The organism is Halobellus sp. GM3 (assembly GCF_052545375.1).
The window spans coordinates 13,644-29,936 of the sequence record NZ_JBQWLT010000002.1 but is presented as its reverse complement, the minus strand read 5'-3'; the positions used below and the strand labels follow the sequence as shown (position 1 = coordinate 29,936).

Annotated in this window: 16 protein-coding genes; 7 read left to right on the top strand and 9 right to left on the bottom strand. The window is 68.3% G+C overall.

Annotation, left to right across the window (positions count from 1 at the left end; translation table 11 throughout):
- Positions 1-46: 46 nt before the first annotated feature.
- Positions 47-976 carry an EamA family transporter gene (locus tag ACT3HL_RS02925; RefSeq protein WP_445085315.1) on the top strand — a complete coding sequence of 310 codons (930 nt, stop codon included), beginning with the start codon at positions 47-49 and terminating at the stop codon, positions 974-976.
- Between the two features lie 87 nt (positions 977-1,063).
- On the opposite strand, the gene cmk is transcribed toward ACT3HL_RS02925, so the two are convergent.
- Complete coding sequence (gene cmk, locus ACT3HL_RS02920; protein WP_445085314.1) at positions 1,064-1,678, bottom strand: (d)CMP kinase; 615 nt, start codon at positions 1,676-1,678, stop codon at positions 1,064-1,066.
- A 302-nt stretch (positions 1,679-1,980) separates the two neighbouring features.
- Between cmk and ACT3HL_RS02915 the strand changes: the two genes are divergently transcribed.
- The 3 genes from ACT3HL_RS02915 (at position 1,981) to ACT3HL_RS02905 (ending at position 3,668) form a co-directional block, all read left to right on the top strand.
- Positions 1,981-2,265, top strand: coding sequence for a hypothetical protein (locus ACT3HL_RS02915; protein WP_445085313.1), 285 nt, complete (start codon positions 1,981-1,983; stop codon positions 2,263-2,265).
- Positions 2,266-2,346: 81 nt separating this feature from the next.
- Positions 2,347-2,928, top strand: a complete 582-nt coding sequence (locus tag ACT3HL_RS02910; RefSeq protein ID WP_445085312.1) for a DUF1684 domain-containing protein — start codon at positions 2,347-2,349, stop codon at positions 2,926-2,928.
- Between the two features lie 44 nt (positions 2,929-2,972).
- The gene (locus tag ACT3HL_RS02905) at positions 2,973-3,668 is read left to right on the top strand and encodes a bacterio-opsin activator domain-containing protein (protein ID WP_445085311.1); all 696 of its coding nucleotides are present in this window, start codon (positions 2,973-2,975) and stop codon (positions 3,666-3,668) included.
- Between the two features lie 36 nt (positions 3,669-3,704).
- Here the strand turns inward: ACT3HL_RS02905 and ACT3HL_RS02900 are convergent, their stop codons facing one another.
- On the bottom strand, positions 3,705-4,019 hold the full coding sequence (locus ACT3HL_RS02900; RefSeq protein WP_445085310.1) for a HalOD1 output domain-containing protein: 315 nt from the start codon (positions 4,017-4,019) through the stop codon (positions 3,705-3,707).
- Between the two features lie 169 nt (positions 4,020-4,188).
- Here ACT3HL_RS02900 and ACT3HL_RS02895 point away from each other — a divergent pair, with 169 nt between their 5' ends.
- Positions 4,189-5,280, top strand: a complete 1,092-nt coding sequence (locus ACT3HL_RS02895) for an aminopeptidase (protein ID WP_445085309.1) — start codon at positions 4,189-4,191, stop codon at positions 5,278-5,280.
- A 96-nt stretch (positions 5,281-5,376) separates the two neighbouring features.
- On the opposite strand, the gene ACT3HL_RS02890 is transcribed toward ACT3HL_RS02895, so the two are convergent.
- The 3 genes from ACT3HL_RS02890 to ACT3HL_RS02880 all read right to left on the bottom strand — a co-directional run bounded on the left by ACT3HL_RS02890 (position 5,377) and on the right by ACT3HL_RS02880 (position 8,530).
- Positions 5,377-6,495 (bottom strand): GNAT family N-acetyltransferase, encoded by a 1,119-nt coding sequence (locus ACT3HL_RS02890; RefSeq protein ID WP_445085308.1) that lies wholly within the window; start codon positions 6,493-6,495, stop codon positions 5,377-5,379.
- Between the two features lie 94 nt (positions 6,496-6,589).
- Positions 6,590-7,693 carry a hypothetical protein gene (locus tag ACT3HL_RS02885; RefSeq protein WP_445085307.1) on the bottom strand — a complete coding sequence of 368 codons (1,104 nt, stop codon included), beginning with the start codon at positions 7,691-7,693 and terminating at the stop codon, positions 6,590-6,592.
- Positions 7,694-7,762: 69 nt separating this feature from the next.
- Positions 7,763-8,530, bottom strand: a complete 768-nt coding sequence (locus tag ACT3HL_RS02880) for a DUF1405 domain-containing protein (RefSeq protein WP_445085306.1) — start codon at positions 8,528-8,530, stop codon at positions 7,763-7,765.
- Positions 8,531-8,670: 140 nt separating this feature from the next.
- Between ACT3HL_RS02880 and pdxS the strand changes: the two genes are divergently transcribed.
- On the top strand, positions 8,671-9,579 hold the full coding sequence (gene pdxS / locus ACT3HL_RS02875) for a pyridoxal 5'-phosphate synthase lyase subunit PdxS (protein WP_445085305.1): 909 nt from the start codon (positions 8,671-8,673) through the stop codon (positions 9,577-9,579).
- Here pdxS and ACT3HL_RS02870 read toward each other — a convergent pair.
- Together ACT3HL_RS02870 and ACT3HL_RS02865 are read right to left on the bottom strand one after the other, a co-directional pair.
- Entirely contained in the window at positions 9,576-9,737 is a 162-nt protein-coding gene (locus ACT3HL_RS02870) for a hypothetical protein (RefSeq protein ID WP_445085304.1), read from the bottom strand. The two genes, pdxS and ACT3HL_RS02870, sit on opposite strands and share 4 nt — an antisense overlap.
- A gap of 15 nt (positions 9,738-9,752) precedes the next feature.
- Complete coding sequence (locus ACT3HL_RS02865) at positions 9,753-10,628, bottom strand: homoserine kinase (RefSeq protein WP_445085303.1); 876 nt, start codon at positions 10,626-10,628, stop codon at positions 9,753-9,755.
- 133 nt (positions 10,629-10,761) lie between these two features.
- Here ACT3HL_RS02865 and ACT3HL_RS02860 point away from each other — a divergent pair, with 133 nt between their 5' ends.
- Entirely contained in the window at positions 10,762-12,138 is a 1,377-nt protein-coding gene (locus ACT3HL_RS02860; protein WP_445085302.1) for an FAD-dependent oxidoreductase, read from the top strand.
- A 20-nt stretch (positions 12,139-12,158) separates the two neighbouring features.
- On the opposite strand, the gene ACT3HL_RS02855 is transcribed toward ACT3HL_RS02860, so the two are convergent.
- Positions 12,159-12,776: a DUF6149 family protein gene (locus tag ACT3HL_RS02855; protein WP_445085301.1), complete on the bottom strand. Its 618-nt coding sequence runs from the start codon at positions 12,774-12,776 to the stop codon at positions 12,159-12,161.
- A 252-nt stretch (positions 12,777-13,028) separates the two neighbouring features.
- Positions 13,029-16,274, bottom strand: a complete 3,246-nt coding sequence (carB, locus tag ACT3HL_RS02850) for a carbamoyl-phosphate synthase large subunit (RefSeq protein ID WP_445085300.1) — start codon at positions 16,272-16,274, stop codon at positions 13,029-13,031.
- Positions 16,275-16,293 lie beyond the last annotated feature (19 nt).

Below are 16,293 nucleotides of genomic sequence, written 5' to 3'. Positions count from 1 at the left end.
TAGAGCCAAACGAAACGTTGAGGAACGCCCCCGGTGCAGTTTCGCTGTGTCCCGGTATCGAAACCTCCTCCTGTTCGCGCTGCTGGCGGCCGCGTGGGGATCGGCGTTCATGGCCATCAAGGCCGGACTCGCCTACATCCCGCCGGTGCTCTTCGCCGCGCTGCGGTACGACGTCGCGGGCGTGCTGATGCTCGCGTACGCCGCGTACGCGACGGACCGTCCCGTCCCGCGGGGGCGCGAGGAGTGGCTGGTCGTCGGCGTCGGCGCGGTGTTCCTGATCGCCGGCTACCACACGCTGCTTTTCATCGGCGAGACCGACCCTGCCGTCACCTCAGCGGCGGCGGCCGTGCTCGTGAGCCTGAGCCCGGTGCTGACGACCGTCTTCGCCGGCGTCTGGCTCCCCGCCGAGCGACTCACGACCGTCGGCACCGCCGGGTTGCTCGTGGGCCTCGTCGGCGTCGCGATCCTCTCGAACCCCGATCCGAACAACCTCCTCGAGGGCGGGGCCGTCGCGAAGCTCCTGATCTTCGGCGCGGCCGCCGCGTTCGCGTTCGGGTCGGTGCTGACCCGCCGGATCGACGCCGAGCTACCGATCGAGACGATGGAGGCGTGGTCGATGGTCGGCGGCGCGCTCCTCATGCACGCGATCAGTCTCGGGATGGGCGAATCGCCGGCCGACGCGGTGTGGAACCTCGAGTCGGTGGCCGCGCTCGCGTACCTCTCGGTCGTCGCGAGCGCGCTTGGATTCCTCATCTACTTCGACCTGCTGGATCGCCTCGGCGCGATCGAGATCAACCTCGTTTCGTACGTCGCGCCGATCTTCGCGGCGATCACCGGCTGGGTCGCGCTCGGCGAGGTCCCGACCGTCTACACCGTCGTCGGCTTCGTCGTCATCTTCGCGGGGTTCCTGCTCTTGAAGCGCAGCGCGATCCGGGCGGAACTCCCCCACATCCAACAGGTGCTACGGCGACCCTAATCGCGTGTGGTGACGGCACCGAGCCCGCCGAGAAAGGCTTCTTGGCCTCCCACCGGGAGAGAGGGCTTCTTGGCCTCCATCAGCGATTCACAGCTCGACGTCTTTCGTGCGGAAGGCCCCCTCGTCGACTTCCGGATCGTACTCCTCGATCGCGGTGAGGACCATCTCGAGCGTCGACTCGGGGCTCCACCGCGCGGTGTTTATCGAGAGGTCGTAGAACGACTGATCGGCGACGTCGATACCGTAATACGATTTGTACCGCCCGGCCTCGCTGACCTCGCGGACGCGCATCTCGGCCTCCATCTCCTCTCGGTCCCGGGTCCGGTCGACGCGGACCTCCTCGGGCGCGTCGAGCCAGATCCGGAGGTCCGCCCGGTTGCCCGCCAGCCACCCCGCGAGGCGCGATTCGAGGATGAACGGCTTGCTCGATGCCCCCCACTTCTCGGCGATCGTTCGGAGGCGGCGATCGAGCGCGCGGTCGATCTCGTCGGTCTCGTCGGTCTTCGCGATGAGCTGTGAGAGCGACAGGTCGCGTTCGTCGGCGAGGTCGCGAAAGATGTCGCCGCCGGAGACGTACCCGCAGTCGAGCGCGGCCGACAGCCCCTCACACAGCGTCGTCGCGCCACACCCCGGTGGCCCCGACACGGTGAGAAAGAGGTTGCTGTCGACCGACCGCGCCGTCGGGACGTCGTCGTCTGTCATAGACGTTGAGGACTTACCACGAGAACACAAAAAGCCGCGGGACCGAGCGCCGCTTCGACGGGTGCGAACACGTCTCGAATTCGGCCCCCGTCGTGGTCGGGACGGTCGCTGCGTCGGGTCACCCCATCCGACAGCACGACAAAGAATGAGCGGCGTCGGTAAACAGTATCCGTCGATCTGAAACCGTATTAGCGAGGGGCTACCGCCTCTCCGACGGCGTGAACACAACTGAATCGACGCCAACGCTCTGGCGGCTATATGGTCCTCGATCCGGTAGGGGAGACTGAGGTGCCCGCCCACTGATGTCTAACTCCCACCGCCCGTTCGGCACCGAACGAATCGACAGCGCCCGCGAAACGATCGCCGCCTCCCGGAAGGCCCTCCAGACACCCCTCGCGTTCCTCGCACCGCCGTTGCGGTTCGTCGCGTTCTGGGCCGCCGTTACGCTTCCCTTTCTGTATCTCCCGCTCCTCGCCGGCGGCCTCGAAGGCGGCGAAACGCTCGTCTTCGGCGCGCTCCTCGCGGCGAACGCCCTCACGCTCGTTCTCGGCCACGGCTACCGCGCCGCCGAGGCCGCCGAGGAGTAATCCCTCCGTTCCCGCCCGTAGGCGGACGAGTCGGACGCGTCGAACCGTCAGAGGTTACGGTATGGGGGCCGTGACTCCGCTATGACCGATTCAGACGTCGAGGAAGAGACCGACCCCGACGACGCCGGCGCGTACGTCGCAGAGCTCCGAGCCAAGCGCGAGGAGAAAGACGAGTTCTTCGGGTCGCATCCGCAGTCGCCGATTCCCCCGGGCGAGCGCGAGGCGTTCGACGGGCTGTCGTACTTCGATCCAGACCCGGCCTACCGCGTCGAGGCGACTCTCGAGGTTCACGACGACCCCGAGCCGGTGCCGATGGAGACGACCGCCGGCAACGAGGTCCGATACGTCCGCGTCGTCACGTTTTCGTTCGACCTCGACGACGGAAACCACGAGCTCCACGGCTACAGACAGCGCCCGGACGACGACGAGGAACCGATCTTCGTGCCGTTCCGCGACAAGACGACCGGGCAGGAGACCTACCGCGGCGGGCGGTACCTCGAATTTCACCCCGAGGGTGCGGTCGGGAACAGCGACACCGCGGTCCTCGATTTCAACCTCGCGTACACGCCGTTCTGCGCGTTCAGCGAGGCGTTCGAGTGCCCGCTCCCGCCGGAGGAGAACTGGGTAGAGACGGCGGTCCCCGCGGGCGAACGAGACAGGTAGCCCTCAAGATACTTACGCGAAGGCTCCGTAGTACGCGCGGAGCGATGTCCGAAAACGGCCAAAGCGGCCGATCGGAGCCGACCGAAATCGAGTTCTCCCTCCGGGGTGGGTCGCACCCGTTCGTCGAGGTGTCCGAACGGGAGGGGTGCACCTTCGAGCTCGCGGAGATGCTCCCCCGGTCGAACGGGCGGTACGCGGAGTTCTTCACCGTGACGGGCGTCGAGCCGGCTCGGATCGCCGCTCTCGACGCCGAGAACCGGGACGTCGAGATCACGCTCCTCACGGCGGGCGACGACAGCGGCCTCTTCGAGTTCCTCGTCGCGGACGACTGCCCGGCTCTCAGCCTCGCCGAACTCGGGGCGCTCCCCCGGACGGTGCGGGGCAGCGACGGAGACGGGCGAATCGTCGCCGAAGTGCCGCCGAACGACGACGCCGCGGCGGTCGTCGACGCGTTTCTGGACGCCCATCCCGACGCGGAGCTCACCGCGAAGCGCGAGCTGGAAGCGATTTCGTCGTTCGCCGGCCGATCAGCGGTTGAGCGGCTGCTCCGAGCGCATCTCACCGACAGACAGCGCGAGGTGCTCGAGACGGCCTTCGAGTCGGGGTACTACGACTGGCCGCGGACGTGTACGGGCGAGGAAGTCGCAGAACGGCTTGACATCACGTCGGCGACGTTCTCCGAACACATCCACACGGCCGAGCGCAAGCTGTTCGCCGTGATGTTCGACGGCAGGCGGTAGTTCGGTGTTGGCGGGGGCGGTTCGATCGGCGGGCGATCACTCGACCGACGGGCGCGAGACGACCGTCCGCCCGTCGGCGTACACGGACACCGCACAGCCCTCGAACCGGAAGGCGACGCAGGCGTTCGACGACCCGCGCTCCGGGCCGGCCGAGTCGCAGATCGCGTCCAGCGCGTCGGGGTCGATGACGTCGTACAGCGGCCTGAGACGGGCGAGGTCCGTGCCGGTCGCCTCCGCGACGGCCTCGATGACGCTCCACGAGGGCTCTTCGTCGGGACCGCGCATCCGTGTGACCGCGGACGAATCAGTCACCGGCTCGTCGCTCGCTCGGTCGAGATTGTGTCTGTTCATATAGGGGGTGCATCCGACACTGGATAGTTGGAGGGACATCGTTTAGTTCGGGGGCCTACACATCAAGGGTCTACCCGTCGGTGTCGGCCGCGACGGGTGAGCGGAACCGAATTCGCACGCTCCGGCTGCGGTGCGAAAGGCGTTTGGTCCGCACGGACGACCGTCGCGTATGGACCCCCGAATCCGCGAACACGCACGGATCGTCGCCGAGCACTCGACCGGGATCGAAGCCGGCGACCGGGTCGTGATCAGCGCGCCGGCCGCGGCGTCGGACCTCGTCGTCGCGCTCCACGAGGAGTGCGCCGAGCGCGGCGCCCACCCCGTGTCGATGAACAGCGACTCGCGCGCGACGCGGGCGTTCCTCCGGAACCGCGACGGCGACTTCGAGACGCCCGAACACCTGCTCGCGATGTACGAGGAGATGGACGTCTACGTCGCCGTCCGCGGCGACGTCAACGCCACGGAGACGGCCGACGTCGACCCCGAACGCAACGCCGCCTACCGCCGCGCGATGAAGCCCGTCCTCCAAGAGCGGCTCTCGAAGACGTGGTGTCTCACGCAGTATCCCACCACCGGCAACGCCCAGCTCGCCGGGATGAGCACCGAGGCCTACGAGGGGTTCGTCTGGGACGCAGTGAGCCTCGATTGGGACGCCCAACGCGAGCACCAGGCGCAGATGGTCGAGATCCTCGACGACGCCGACGAGGTCCGCATCCGCTCGGGCGGGGAGACAGACGTCACGATGAGCCTCGCCGGCAACGAGACGCTCAACGACTTCGGCGAGGCCAACCTCCCCGGCGGCGAGGTGTTCACCGCGCCCGTCCGAGACGAAGTCGACGGCGAGGTCTACTTCGATATGCCGCTGTACCGGCAGGGCCGAGAGATCGAGGACGTCCGCGTTCGGTTCGAGGACGGCCGCGTCGAGTCCTACAGCGCCGGCCGGAACGAGGACGTCCTCGACGGCATCTTCGAGACCGACGAGGGCGCGCGCCACCTCGGCGAGCTCGGCATCGGGATGAACCGCGCGATCGACCGCTTCACGTACAATATGCTCTTCGACGAGAAGATGGGCGATACGGTCCACATGGCCGTCGGATCGGCGTATCCCGACACCGTCGGCGAGGAGAACGAGATCAACGAGAGCGCCGAGCACGTCGACATGATCGTCGATATGAGCGAGGACTCGGTCATCGAGGTCGACGGCGAGGTCGTCCAGCGCAACGGGACGTTCGTGTTCGAGGACGGCTTCGACGAGGCCTGAGACAGGCGGTTCTCGTCTCGTATCGGCGACCGCCACCGGCGGAGTGGGCGATCCCCGGCCCGTCGCGAGACCGAGCAGGACCAGCGGGCGGTTCCGCTACTCGACGTCGCGGTCGCCGAGCGCCAACAGCCAGTTTTCGGGGTCCCGCACGTCGCAGCCCAGCGCGTCGTCGACCGCGTCCGACAGCGGGCGGACGGCGTGCGTCGTCGCCGTCGCGACGCGATCGAACGGGAAGGCGGCGTCGCTCAGGAACCCGTGTCGCCGGAACACGCCGGGGAACGGGGACGCCGGCGCCTCGATCAGATCGGTATCGGCGTGGTCCCGGAGGAGCGTCGCGAGGGCGGCCGAGAACGCGCGGGCCCGTCGATCGCTGGTCGTCATCGGCTGGACGTCGAGCACGCGGGCGAGGCGCGAGTCGCCGACACGTTCGGTCGCCACGATGCACGTCGCGAGCGGACGGGCGCCGAGGCGGGCGACGTACGTTTTCGTCTCCCACCGCGGGTTCGCAAAGCGCCACTCGAGAAACGCCTCCTCCCGGGGGACGTGGATCGAGGCGGGCCGCGTCGCCTCGTAGACGGTTCGGACGTCGCGGACGGCGACACCGTCCACCCGGTCGACGGTGATCGCCTCCGGGGGCGACGCCGTCGCGTCGAGCGCCCCTAACCACGCCCCGAGGACCGGCGAGCCGACCCGCGCAATCGCCGAGAGGGCGGGCGAGTGCTCCGCTCGGTCGTCGGGGACGATCCGGGCGGGATCCTGCACGCGGTACCTCGTCGCGAGGCGCTGTAGCTCGGCCCAATCGAACTTCTGCAGGCCCGGTCGGAGGGGGTCGTTCGGAAAGTTGAACAGGAGTTCGGCCCGCTCGCCCGCCGCCGCGAGGAGTTCCTCGGTCATCCGCGTGAAGAGCCCGCGGCGGCGGTGATCGGGGTGGACGATCCAATCGACGGGCTGGAAGCTGTCGATGCGTCCCCTGTCCGTGGCGAGCCGGAGCGGGAGCAGCGGTTCGGCGCCGACGATCGTACCCCGGTCCTCGGCGACGACCATCTGGACGCCGTCCGCGTAGGGGTTGTCGGCGAACCGCCAGTCGAACCACGCCTGTCCCTTCGAACGCCCCCAGACGTCCTCGTACAGCGCGAGGAATCCCGAGCGGTCGCGGGGACGGTAGCGACGAATCTCGTAGTCCCCGTCGGACGGGGCCGGCTGTACTTTTGCCATACCGATACGTACGCCCACCGTACGCCGTTAGTATAGACCCGTTACCGGGGTAACCGCCGGCATCCGCGTCCGCGACGCAGCGGGCGACCCGGGGTCAGATCCACGACAGCCCGAGCTCGTTTTCTGGCGCGTCCAGCGGGCTCGTCGGCAGTCCCGAACTCACGTCGGGGTCGTTGTACCCGCCGGGCGCGACGTCGTTCGGTCCGTCGGGATAGAACAGCGACGCGAGCAACTGCACGTGTTCGCGACCCACGCCGAGCTCGAACTGCCCGCCGCCGTACAGCGAGACGTCCCGCTCCTCGGCCCACTCGATCGTCTCGAAGAGCGACGCGACCGTCCCGAACCGCGAGGGCTTGATATTCAGCCACGACGGCTCGAAGGGGAGCGCCTCGACGGACGCGACTCCCGTGATCGGATAGTCCCACGAGACGCGCTCCTCAGCGCCGTCGAAGAGCGGGCGCGTCTCCGCGGTCAGCGCCGGGTCCTCGAAGACGGCCTCGGGGAACGTCGAGAGCAGGCGCTCGTAGAGGGCGGGGTCCGGTTCGGCGTCGACTTCGGTCCCCTCATAGAGGCCCTTCAGGTCGAGGATGCGGACCGCGTCCGTCGCCGCCACCGCCTCGACGACCTCGTCGGTCCACGCCGGCGTCGGATCGAGTTTGAACTCGGTGCCGGGGTAGGCGTCGAGGACCGACGCCACGCGCGCGGTCGTCGGCGGATCGCCGAGCCGCGTCGAGACGACGAACCGAACGGGCTCGGGCTCGCGGCCGAGCGCCGTCGCGAGCGACAGGTCGTTCTGCCGAAGCGCGAGGTCCAAGGCGGCCGATTCGACCGCCCAGCGGCGGTAGTGGCGCGCCGTCTCCCGTTCCGGCGGCTTCGTCGGGAACAGATCGACGTCGTCGAGGCGCGCCGAGAACGAGGCGAACGTGTACTCGCCCGCGAGGTCGAGCGCCGGCGCCTCCGCGAGCGCGTCGTGGTCTTCGGTGTCGTAGGTGACGTCCTCGCCGCGGCCGACGTGTTGCTCGTCACGGTCGGGGTGAGCCCCGTCGGCCGCGCCCACTTCGACGCGCTCGGGGCCCGTGAGGTGAAACGTGGTCGTCGTCCGGACGAAGCCGCTCGAGGTGTCGCGCTCGCGTCGCGTTCGGTCGGTCGATTCGACGGCGAGCGGGAGGTCGGCGACGGCGTCGAAGAGGTCGCTCATCGGCTCGTCGTACGGGCGGCGTGTGGAAAAGCGTTCGTCGGGGGTCCGCGCCAGCCGAGGGACGAGACCCTACGCCAGCCGACGCTCCAGCTTCTTCACGCGCGTCGCCAGCGCGAAGAACGTCGCGAGGAACGTGAGCGCGACCGCGCCGGCGGCCGCGAGCTGGAGCACCGTCGAGCCGCCGCCGACGGCGACGACGGCGTCGTCGGCGAGCGGGAGCGACGTGTGATGGGGATCGCCGACGATCGGAACGAAGTAGTCGACGACGTCGTTGAGGCCGTACCACGCGAGCGCGACCGCGACCGCGCGGACCGGGAAGTCGGAGATCCGATGCAGCACGAACGCCTGGACGACCATCGCGAGGTGGCTCACGAACAGGAACGCATAGAGCGGGAGCCACGTCACCGACAGGAAGGCGTCGGCGAAGACGGTGAGGACGTAGGGCGTCCACAGGCCGAGCTTCCAGCAGCCGAAAAAGGCCAGCGCCGTGAGGTACTCGTTCGCCCGCCCCAGTTTCCACGCGGCGAACGCCGCGGCGATGAAAAGCGTCGCCATCGGGCTGTCGGGGACGAACGGCCACATCGCGACCGGCTCGGTCGCGAACTGCCACGTGATGAGCGGATCCGACAGCGGCAGCGGGTGAAAGCCGTAGTACCAGAACCCGAACGCGGTTCCGAGCAGATTGATCGCGACGACGAGCCAGACGAGCCGCAGGCCGACGTTTTCGAGCCACGTCGGCAGCGGCGCGAGCCACCGCGGAAGTCCGTCGGACTGGGGGAGTCCCTCGCCCGAGGCGAGGCGGCGCAGGGCGGACGGCCGAGCGCGAGACGGTGCCATACCCTCCGGTCGAAGCGCGGTGAAAAATGGATGCCGGTTTTGGTCACCGAGGCGCGTCCCCGCCGTCTGCCTGCCCCGCTCGTCGTCCGTGCGGCGGCGTGACTAAACCGTTTAAGTGCGTCCGAACGCAACCGCGTAGTATGTCTGACGAGACCGATCTGTCCGAACTCCGCCGCGGGACCGACCTCATCAAGCGCGGGTTCGCACAGATGCAGAAAGGCGGCGTCATCATGGACGTCGTCGACGCCGAACAGGCGAAGATCGCCGAGGAGGCCGGCGCTGTCGCGGTAATGGCGCTTGAAGCCGTTCCCGCGGACATCCGGAAGCGCGGCGGCGTCGCGCGGATGGCCGACCCCGCGGACGTCGCGGAAATCGTCGAGTCGGTCTCGATCCCGGTGATGGGGAAATCCCGCATCGGTCACACGAAGGAGGCCCAGATCCTCGAGGCCGTCGGCGTCGATATGATCGACGAGAGCGAGGTGCTCACGCCCGCGGACGACCGCTTCCACATCGACAAGCGCGACTTCACCGCGCCGTTCGTCTGCGGCGCGCGCAACCTCGGCGAGGCGCTCCGCCGGATCGACGAGGGCGCGGCGATGATCCGAACGAAGGGCGAGGCGGGCACCGGCGACGTGAACCAAGCCGTCCACCACCAGCGGACGATCAAGGGCGCGATTCGCGAACTCGAAGGCAAGAGCCACGAGGAGCGCGAGGAGTGGGCCCGCGAGAACGAGGCCCCCGCGGAACTCGTCCACGAGACCGCCGAGATGGGCCGGCTCCCGGTCGTGAACTTCGCCGCCGGCGGCATCGCCACGCCCGCGGACGCGGCGCTGATGATGCACCACGAGTGCGACGGCATCTTCGTCGGCTCCGGTATCTTCGGCGCGGAGAACCCCCCGGCGATGGGCGAGGCGATCGTCGAAGCCGTCAACAACTGGGACGATCCGGACGTGCTCGCGGAGATCGCCTCGAACCTCGGCAAGGGGATGAAAGGCGAAGCCAACGTCAGCCTCCCGGACGAGGAGAAGCTGCAGGGCCGCGGCGTCTAGGCGGTCGTTGACACGGCACTCGGAGCGCCGTCGACGCCTTCGCTGAGGCTGATTAACGCGGTTCTGTTACTGTCCTGCCGTCGGTGTCGGGTGTCGATGACCCTCCCAAACAACGGCGTCGCCGGCACCGGCGTCATTACGGCGTCGCCGGCGTCCATACGTCGTCGATGAGGTCAATACAGCGTCGCACCCTCGCTCACGCGGGTCTGATACGCGCGCGAGTCGACGTCGACCTCGGCGAACGCGTCGACCATCGCCGCGGCGACGTGCCGGCGGTTCGACTCGCGGCACGGCGCGAGGATCGCCGGTCCGGCGCCGGAGACTGTGACGCCAGTGGCGCCGGCGTCCAGCGCGGCCTCCCGGACGGCGTCGTAGCCGGTGATGAGCTTCGCTCGCGCGGGCGTGACGACGCGTTCGTCCATCCCGGCGCCGACGAGTTCGGGGTCGTTTCGGCACATTCCGACCGCGAGCGTCGCCGCGGAGCCGACGGTGTGGACGACGTCCTCCATCGACGCGGACTCGGGGACGACGCGGCGGGCGTCCCGGGTCGAGACGGCGATCTCCGGGAGGCACGCGACGAGCGGGATCGACGCGTCGACGGCGGTCACGGCGCCCTCGCGGGCGACGGTGAAGCCCCCGAGGAGCGCCGGCGCGACGTTGTCGGCGTGCGCCTCGCCGGAGACGACGGCCTCGCCCTCCGCGGCGATCGGGACGAGTTCCTCGCGGGTGTGCCCGCGGTCGTAGAGCGCATTCAGCGCGACGGCCGCCGCGGCGGAACTGGCGGCCGAAGAGCCGAGCCCCGAGGAGGGGCGGACGCCCTTGTCGATCTGGATGTGCGCCGGGGCGTCGAGCGCCTCGGCGACCGCGCCGACGACGTTCTTCTCGGGGTCCTCCGGGATGTACTGACTGCCGACACCGGTCATCTCGATGGTGGTCCGCTCGGCCTTCTCGACGCGCACCACGTCCGCGGGACGGTCGAGGGCGACGCCGAAGACGTCGAACCCGCTGCCGAGGTTCGCGCTGGTCGCAGGTGCCCTGACCGTCTGCATACGCGTTCGGTTGCCAAACTGCGGGTAAAAAGGTAGCGAACGCCAAACGGCTCTGCACCGCAGTCGATGACGGGGCATCGCGGCCGAACAGACTGAACGGAAGGCACTTTCCCCGCAGTCGAGTAGAGGGGGTATGATCGGCGTCGTCGGCGGCGGGATCGCGGGACTCGCGGCCGCCTATCGGTTGCAACAGCGCGGGCACGACGTACAGGTGTTCGAGGCCGCAGATCAGGTCGGCGGGCTCGCAGCCACCTACGAGACGCCCGGCGACGACATCGAGAAGTTCTATCACCACCTCTCGAAATCGGAGGAGACGATCGTCGAACTCACAGAGGAACTCGGCCTCGGCGATCGGATCGAGTGGCGCGTCGGCACCAACGGCTACTACGTCGACGGCGTCGTCCACCCGCTGGACACGCCGTGGGAGATCCTCGCGTACCCGCACATGAGCCTCTACGACAAGTTCCGGCTCGGGATGCTCACGCAGGGAATCGACGTCCGCGGCGTCGTCCCCGACCTCGACGCGTACGACGACCTCTCGGAGTACGAACACGTGACGGTGCGGGAGTTCGTCGAGGAACACACCACAGAGAGCGTCTACGAGAACTTCGTCGACCCGCTTTTGGATGGGAAGTACGGCGACCGGAAGGCCGACGTCTCCGCGGCGTGGTTCCTCGGGCGGGTCCGGTTCCGCGGCGAGCGCGACCTTCTGCGCGGGGAGATCCTCGGCTACTTCGACGGCGGGTTCGGCGTCCTGCTCGACGCGCTCGTCGACGCCGTCGGCCGGGAGAACATCTCGACGAACGCGCCCGTGACAGACCTCTCGGTCGACGACGGTCGGGTGCGGTCGCTGACGGTCGCTGTGGACGACGGAGGTACAGCAACTCACGAGGTCGACGCCGCGGTCGTGGCGACGATGCCGAACGTCTTGGAGTCGCTGACGGGGTACGCCTGCGACGTCGACTTCCAAGGCGCGATCTGCGGGCTCGTCACGATGGACGAGTCGCTTCTCGACACCTACTGGCTGAACGTCGCTCACGACGCCCCCTTCGGCGCGCTCATCGAGCACACGAACTTCATCGAGCGGGAGCGGTACGGCGGCGACCACCTGCTGTACGTCGCTGCGTACGTGCAAGACAGTGATGAAGCGCTGTGGCGGATGGACGACGACGAGGTGCGAGAGGCGTGGCTCGCCGAGATCGAGTCGATGTTTCCCGACTTCGACCGGTCGTCGGTGTCGCAGTTCCGCATCGCTCGCAACCCGCGCGCCGCGCCGATCTACGAGTGCGGCTACCTCGACCTCGTCGTGCCGTACGACCTCGGAGCGGAGGTCGGCGAGGGCGTCTACTACGCCGGGATGGCCTCCGGGGCCCAGTACCCGGAGCGGTCGCTCAACGGCGGCGTCGTCGCGGGCTATGAGGTCGCCGACCGGATCGACGCGTCGCTCTCGGCGTCGGACGTCGAATCAGGCGACGAGGAGGGCGGATTCGAGTTCGGCCTCGAGACGTAGCGGTCGGTCTGACAACCCAGTCAGGCCTCGGTCTCGTCGCGCTCGCCGTCGGCCTCGCTATCGACGTCCTGCAGTCCCGGCGCGATCCCGACGTCCACGTCGTCGGGTTCCTCCTGCCCGCCGATGCGGAGTTCGCCCTCGCCGTCCTCGACGTAGACGTCGTCGGCGAAGCCGCCCTCGGCGTGCGGGTGTTCCGGATCGTCCAGTTTCTCCGGCGTCGACGGCGCGTCGGGGATCTCCCGGGTTCGGAAGTCGCCGAGCGGGTTCGCGATGTCGATGTCGTAGCGCTCGAAGAACGCCTCATAGCGCTCGTAGTGGTCCTCTAGTTCGTTCACAGGGAACTCCATCATCTCCGTCCAGCCGTGGTTGTAGAAATCGAAGTTAGCCTGGATGTGCGTGATCTCGCGGGCCTCGGCCTCGGTGAACCCCTCTTCGAGCGCGCGGACGTACGTGTCGAAGGTGCACTCGAAGAACCGCGCCATATGGATCTCGCGCTCGTCGCGGCGCTGCGGGTCGGCGCGTTCGCCGAAGACGCGAACGTGGAGGTCGACGAGTTTGTCCGTCGCGATGTCGCCGACGACCGGCATCGTCAGCGCCTTCTTCGCCGCGAAGTGGCGGATGTTCTGTCGGAGCTTCATTACCGGGACGTGGGGCCGACGGGACTTGAATGGCACGCGTCCGCGTACAGCGACTCTCGTCTCGTTGGGACGCGTCGAGCCCACTGGTGGCGAACAGGCGGCGCGCTGTCCCCCCGCGCCGACGCGCCGCGCAACCGCAGCCCGACGCGGGGTGGCTTGTCAGATCACGGGGGCTCTGGCCCCGTTCTCGTATATAACCCTCAGCAATCCGCGATTGTTCGCAGAAAAGTCCCTTTGGGTGAGTAACTGCGCTCAGTCGTCAGAGCGCGCGCCCCACGACGCCGCGCGGCGCGGGCGGTCGGAGACGGCTTCGACGTCGATCGGATCGTCCTTCGCGTCGAGCGCTTCCAGCGCCGCGAACGCCGAGGCGGTCGTCGAGAAGTACGTGATCTCCTCTTCGACGCAGATCTCGAGGGCGTCGCGGTCCCTGGAGACGACGAGGTCGATCTCGCCCGCGCGGATCGCCGAGACGAGGTCCTCGTCGTCCTCGAACGTCGCGAGGTCGAAGTGGACGTCGAACCCGGCTTCGAGGGCCTGACCGTCCTCGCTGTCGGGCTCGGGGAACTCCTCGGCCGAGAGGTCGACCCACGCGGTTCCTGCCTCGGGGATCGACTTGCCCGTCGCGTCCTGGGCTTTGTCGTAGGCCTTCCCGAACGTCGACGCCGTGCCCATCACCTCGCCGGTGGACTTCATCTCCGGGCCGAGGCGTGGGTCCGATCCCGGCAGGCGGTCGAACGGCAGCACGACCTCCTTGACGCTGATGTCCTCGGGGATCTGCTCGTCGGCGTCGAGCTCGTCGAGCGTCTTCCCGGCCATCACCTTCGCGGCGAGCTTCGCGATCGGGACGCCGGTCGCCTTCGAGACGAACGGGACGGTGCGCGAGGAGCGTGGGTTTGCCTCCAGCACGTAGACCTCGCCGTCTTTCACGGCCAGCTGGACGTTCATCAGCCCGACCGTATCGAGCGCGGTCGCGATGTCTTCGGTGACCTCGCGGACGCGGGCGAAGGTGTCCTCATCGAGCGACCGCGGCGGGATCATACACGCGGAGTCACCCGAGTGAACGCCCGCGCTCTCGACGTGCTCCATCACGCCGCCGATGACCGCGCGCTCGCCGTCGGAGACGGCGTCGACGTCGAGTTCGATGGCGTCTTCGAGGAACTGATCGATGAGGATCGGCTTGTCGGGGGAGACGCGAACGGCCTCCTCGATGTACTCTTTCAGCTCCGCGTCGGAGTGGACGACCTGCATCGCGCGGCCGCCCAGCACGTAGGAGGGGCGCACGAGCACCGGGTAGCCGAGGTCGTTCGCGAGGTCGAGCGCCTCGGACTCGCTGGTCGCGGAGCCGCCCTTCGGCTGGAGGATCCCGAGGTCGTCCATCAGGCGGTTGAAGCGGTCGCGGTCCTCCGCGAGGTCCATCGCGTCGACGCTCGTCCCGAGGACCTCGCAGTCGAGGCCGCGGCGGTCGATCTCGGATTTGAGCGGGTGACCGATGTTGACCGAGGTCTGGCCGCCGAACTGGACCATCACGCCGTCGGCGTCGGCGGCCTCGATCACGTCGGCGACCTCTTCTGCGGTGATGGGCTCGAAGAACAGGCCGTCGGAGGTGTCGTAGTCCGTCGAGACGGTCTCGGGGTTGTTGTTCACGACGTGGGCGTCGATGCCCATCTCCCGCAGCGCCTGCACGGCGTGGACCGAGCAGTAGTCGAACTCGACGCCCTGGCCGATGCGGATCGGGCCGCCACCGACGACGACGACGCTCTCGACGTCGCGGTCGACGCGGAGTTCGCCCGCGGCGGCGTCGCCCTCGTAGGGGCCGGTGTAGAACTCCGGCTTGCGCGAGGAGTAGTAATACGGCGTCTGCGCGGCGAACTCGCCGGCGCAGGTGTCGACCTGCTTGTACGTGCGTCCGGGGACGTCGGTCTCGACGTCGCCGACCGACGCGCCCGTCGCGGTCGCGATCTCGGCGTTCGTCACGCCCGCTGTCGCGGCGGTCGTGAAGTCGCCCTCCTGGGCGGCGTCCATCGCACGGGAGACGCGCTGGTAGCGTTCGAGGTACCACTCCTTGATGCCGGTGAGCTCCTGTACGTCGTCGACGGAGTACCCGCGGTCGAACGCCTCGAAGATGGCGTAGGTGCGGTCCGGCGTGGGACGCGCGAGATACTCCGTCTCGAGTTCGTCGTCGGAGAGCGACTCGACGTCGGTCGCGGGCTCGTACTCCGTCGAGCGGATCGCCTTCAGCATCGACTCCTCGAACGTCCGGCCGATGGCCATCGCCTCGCCCGTCGACTTCATCGCCGTCGAGAGCGTGAAGTCGACGTCGTCGAATTTGTCCTTGGGCCACCGCGGGATCTTCGTGACGACGTAGTCGATCGCGGGCTCGAAGGCGGCGGTCGTCTCGCCGGTGATCTCGTTTTCGATCTCGTGGAGCCGCTTGCCGAGCGCGACCTTCGCCGTCACGCGGGCGATCGGGTAGCCTGTCGCCTTCGACGCCAGCGCGGAGGAGCGCGAGACGCGGGGATTCACCTCGACGACGCGGTACTCGCCGCCGGGCGTGCCGTCGTCGTGCCACGCGAACTGGATGTTACAGCCGCCCTGAATCCCGAGTTCGCGGATGACCTCCAACGCGGCGTTACGCATCTCCTGGTGGCCCTCGTCGGGGATGACCTGCGAGGGCGTGACCACGATGGACTCGCCGGTGTGGATGCCCATCGGGTCGATGTTCTCCATGTTGCAGATGATGATACAGGAGTCGTCGGCGTCGCGCATCACCTCGTACTCCAGTTCGACCCATCCCGAGATGGACTCGGTGATGAGCACCTCGCTGTTGCGCGAGAGGCGGAGGCCCTTGCGGACGCGTGAAACGAGTTCGTCCATCTCGTGGACGACGCCCGATCCGGAGCCACCGAGGGTGTACGTCGTCCGGGAGATAACGGGGAGGCCGCCGACGGCGTCGACGGCGTCCTCGACGCGGTCTCTGAGGCCCTCCTCAGTCATTCGCTGGACCGACTCGCCGTCGTCGAGCGAAATCGTCGTCGACGACGGAACCGGCTGGCCGATCTTCTCCATCCGCTGGCGGAACAGGTCGCGGTCCTCGGTGGCGTAGATAGTGTCCAGTGGGGTCCCCATAATATCGACGTCGTACTCCTCGAGAATGCCCTGTTCGGCCAGTTCTGCCGTGACGTTCAGTCCGGTCTGGCCGCCCAGTCCGGCGATGACGCCGTCGGGCTTCTCCTCGCGGATGATCTCTCCGATCGCCTCCGGCGTGATCGGTTCGATGTAGACCCGGTCGGCCATCTCCGGGTCGGTCATGATCGTCGCGGGGTTCGAGTTGACGAGGACGACTCGCGCCCCCTCCTCCTGGAGCGCCCGGCAGGCCTGCGCGCCGGAGTAGTCGAACTCGGCCGCCTGTCCGATCTGAATGGGTCCACTGCCGATGAGCAGGATCGTCCGGTCTTCGGACGTCGCCTCACCGCCTGTCGAGGTGTCCTCGTCAGTCATCACTGTGTGAAAGTCCGCA

Bases quoted from the DNA above. Each gene is read 5' to 3' on its own strand.
- cmk (WP_445085314.1), bottom strand. From the start codon at position 1,678: ATGACAGACGACGACGTCCCGACGGCGCGGTCGGTCGACAGCAACCTC.
- ACT3HL_RS02915 (WP_445085313.1), top strand. From the start codon at position 1,981: ATGTCTAACTCCCACCGCCCGTTCGGCACCGAACGAATCGACAGCGCC.
- ACT3HL_RS02910 (WP_445085312.1), top strand. From the start codon at position 2,347: ATGACCGATTCAGACGTCGAGGAAGAGACCGACCCCGACGACGCCGGC.
- ACT3HL_RS02905 (WP_445085311.1), top strand. From the start codon at position 2,973: ATGTCCGAAAACGGCCAAAGCGGCCGATCGGAGCCGACCGAAATCGAG.
- ACT3HL_RS02900 (WP_445085310.1), bottom strand. From the start codon at position 4,019: ATGAACAGACACAATCTCGACCGAGCGAGCGACGAGCCGGTGACTGAT.
- ACT3HL_RS02895 (WP_445085309.1), top strand. From the start codon at position 4,189: ATGGACCCCCGAATCCGCGAACACGCACGGATCGTCGCCGAGCACTCG.
- ACT3HL_RS02890 (WP_445085308.1), bottom strand. From the start codon at position 6,495: ATGGCAAAAGTACAGCCGGCCCCGTCCGACGGGGACTACGAGATTCGT.
- ACT3HL_RS02885 (WP_445085307.1), bottom strand. From the start codon at position 7,693: ATGAGCGACCTCTTCGACGCCGTCGCCGACCTCCCGCTCGCCGTCGAA.
- ACT3HL_RS02880 (WP_445085306.1), bottom strand. From the start codon at position 8,530: ATGGCACCGTCTCGCGCTCGGCCGTCCGCCCTGCGCCGCCTCGCCTCG.
- pdxS (WP_445085305.1), top strand. From the start codon at position 8,671: ATGTCTGACGAGACCGATCTGTCCGAACTCCGCCGCGGGACCGACCTC.
- ACT3HL_RS02870 (WP_445085304.1), bottom strand. From the start codon at position 9,737: ATGGACGCCGGCGACGCCGTAATGACGCCGGTGCCGGCGACGCCGTTG.
- ACT3HL_RS02865 (WP_445085303.1), bottom strand. From the start codon at position 10,628: ATGCAGACGGTCAGGGCACCTGCGACCAGCGCGAACCTCGGCAGCGGG.
- ACT3HL_RS02860 (WP_445085302.1), top strand. From the start codon at position 10,762: ATGATCGGCGTCGTCGGCGGCGGGATCGCGGGACTCGCGGCCGCCTAT.
- ACT3HL_RS02855 (WP_445085301.1), bottom strand. From the start codon at position 12,776: ATGAAGCTCCGACAGAACATCCGCCACTTCGCGGCGAAGAAGGCGCTG.
- carB (WP_445085300.1), bottom strand. From the start codon at position 16,274: ATGACTGACGAGGACACCTCGACAGGCGGTGAGGCGACGTCCGAAGAC.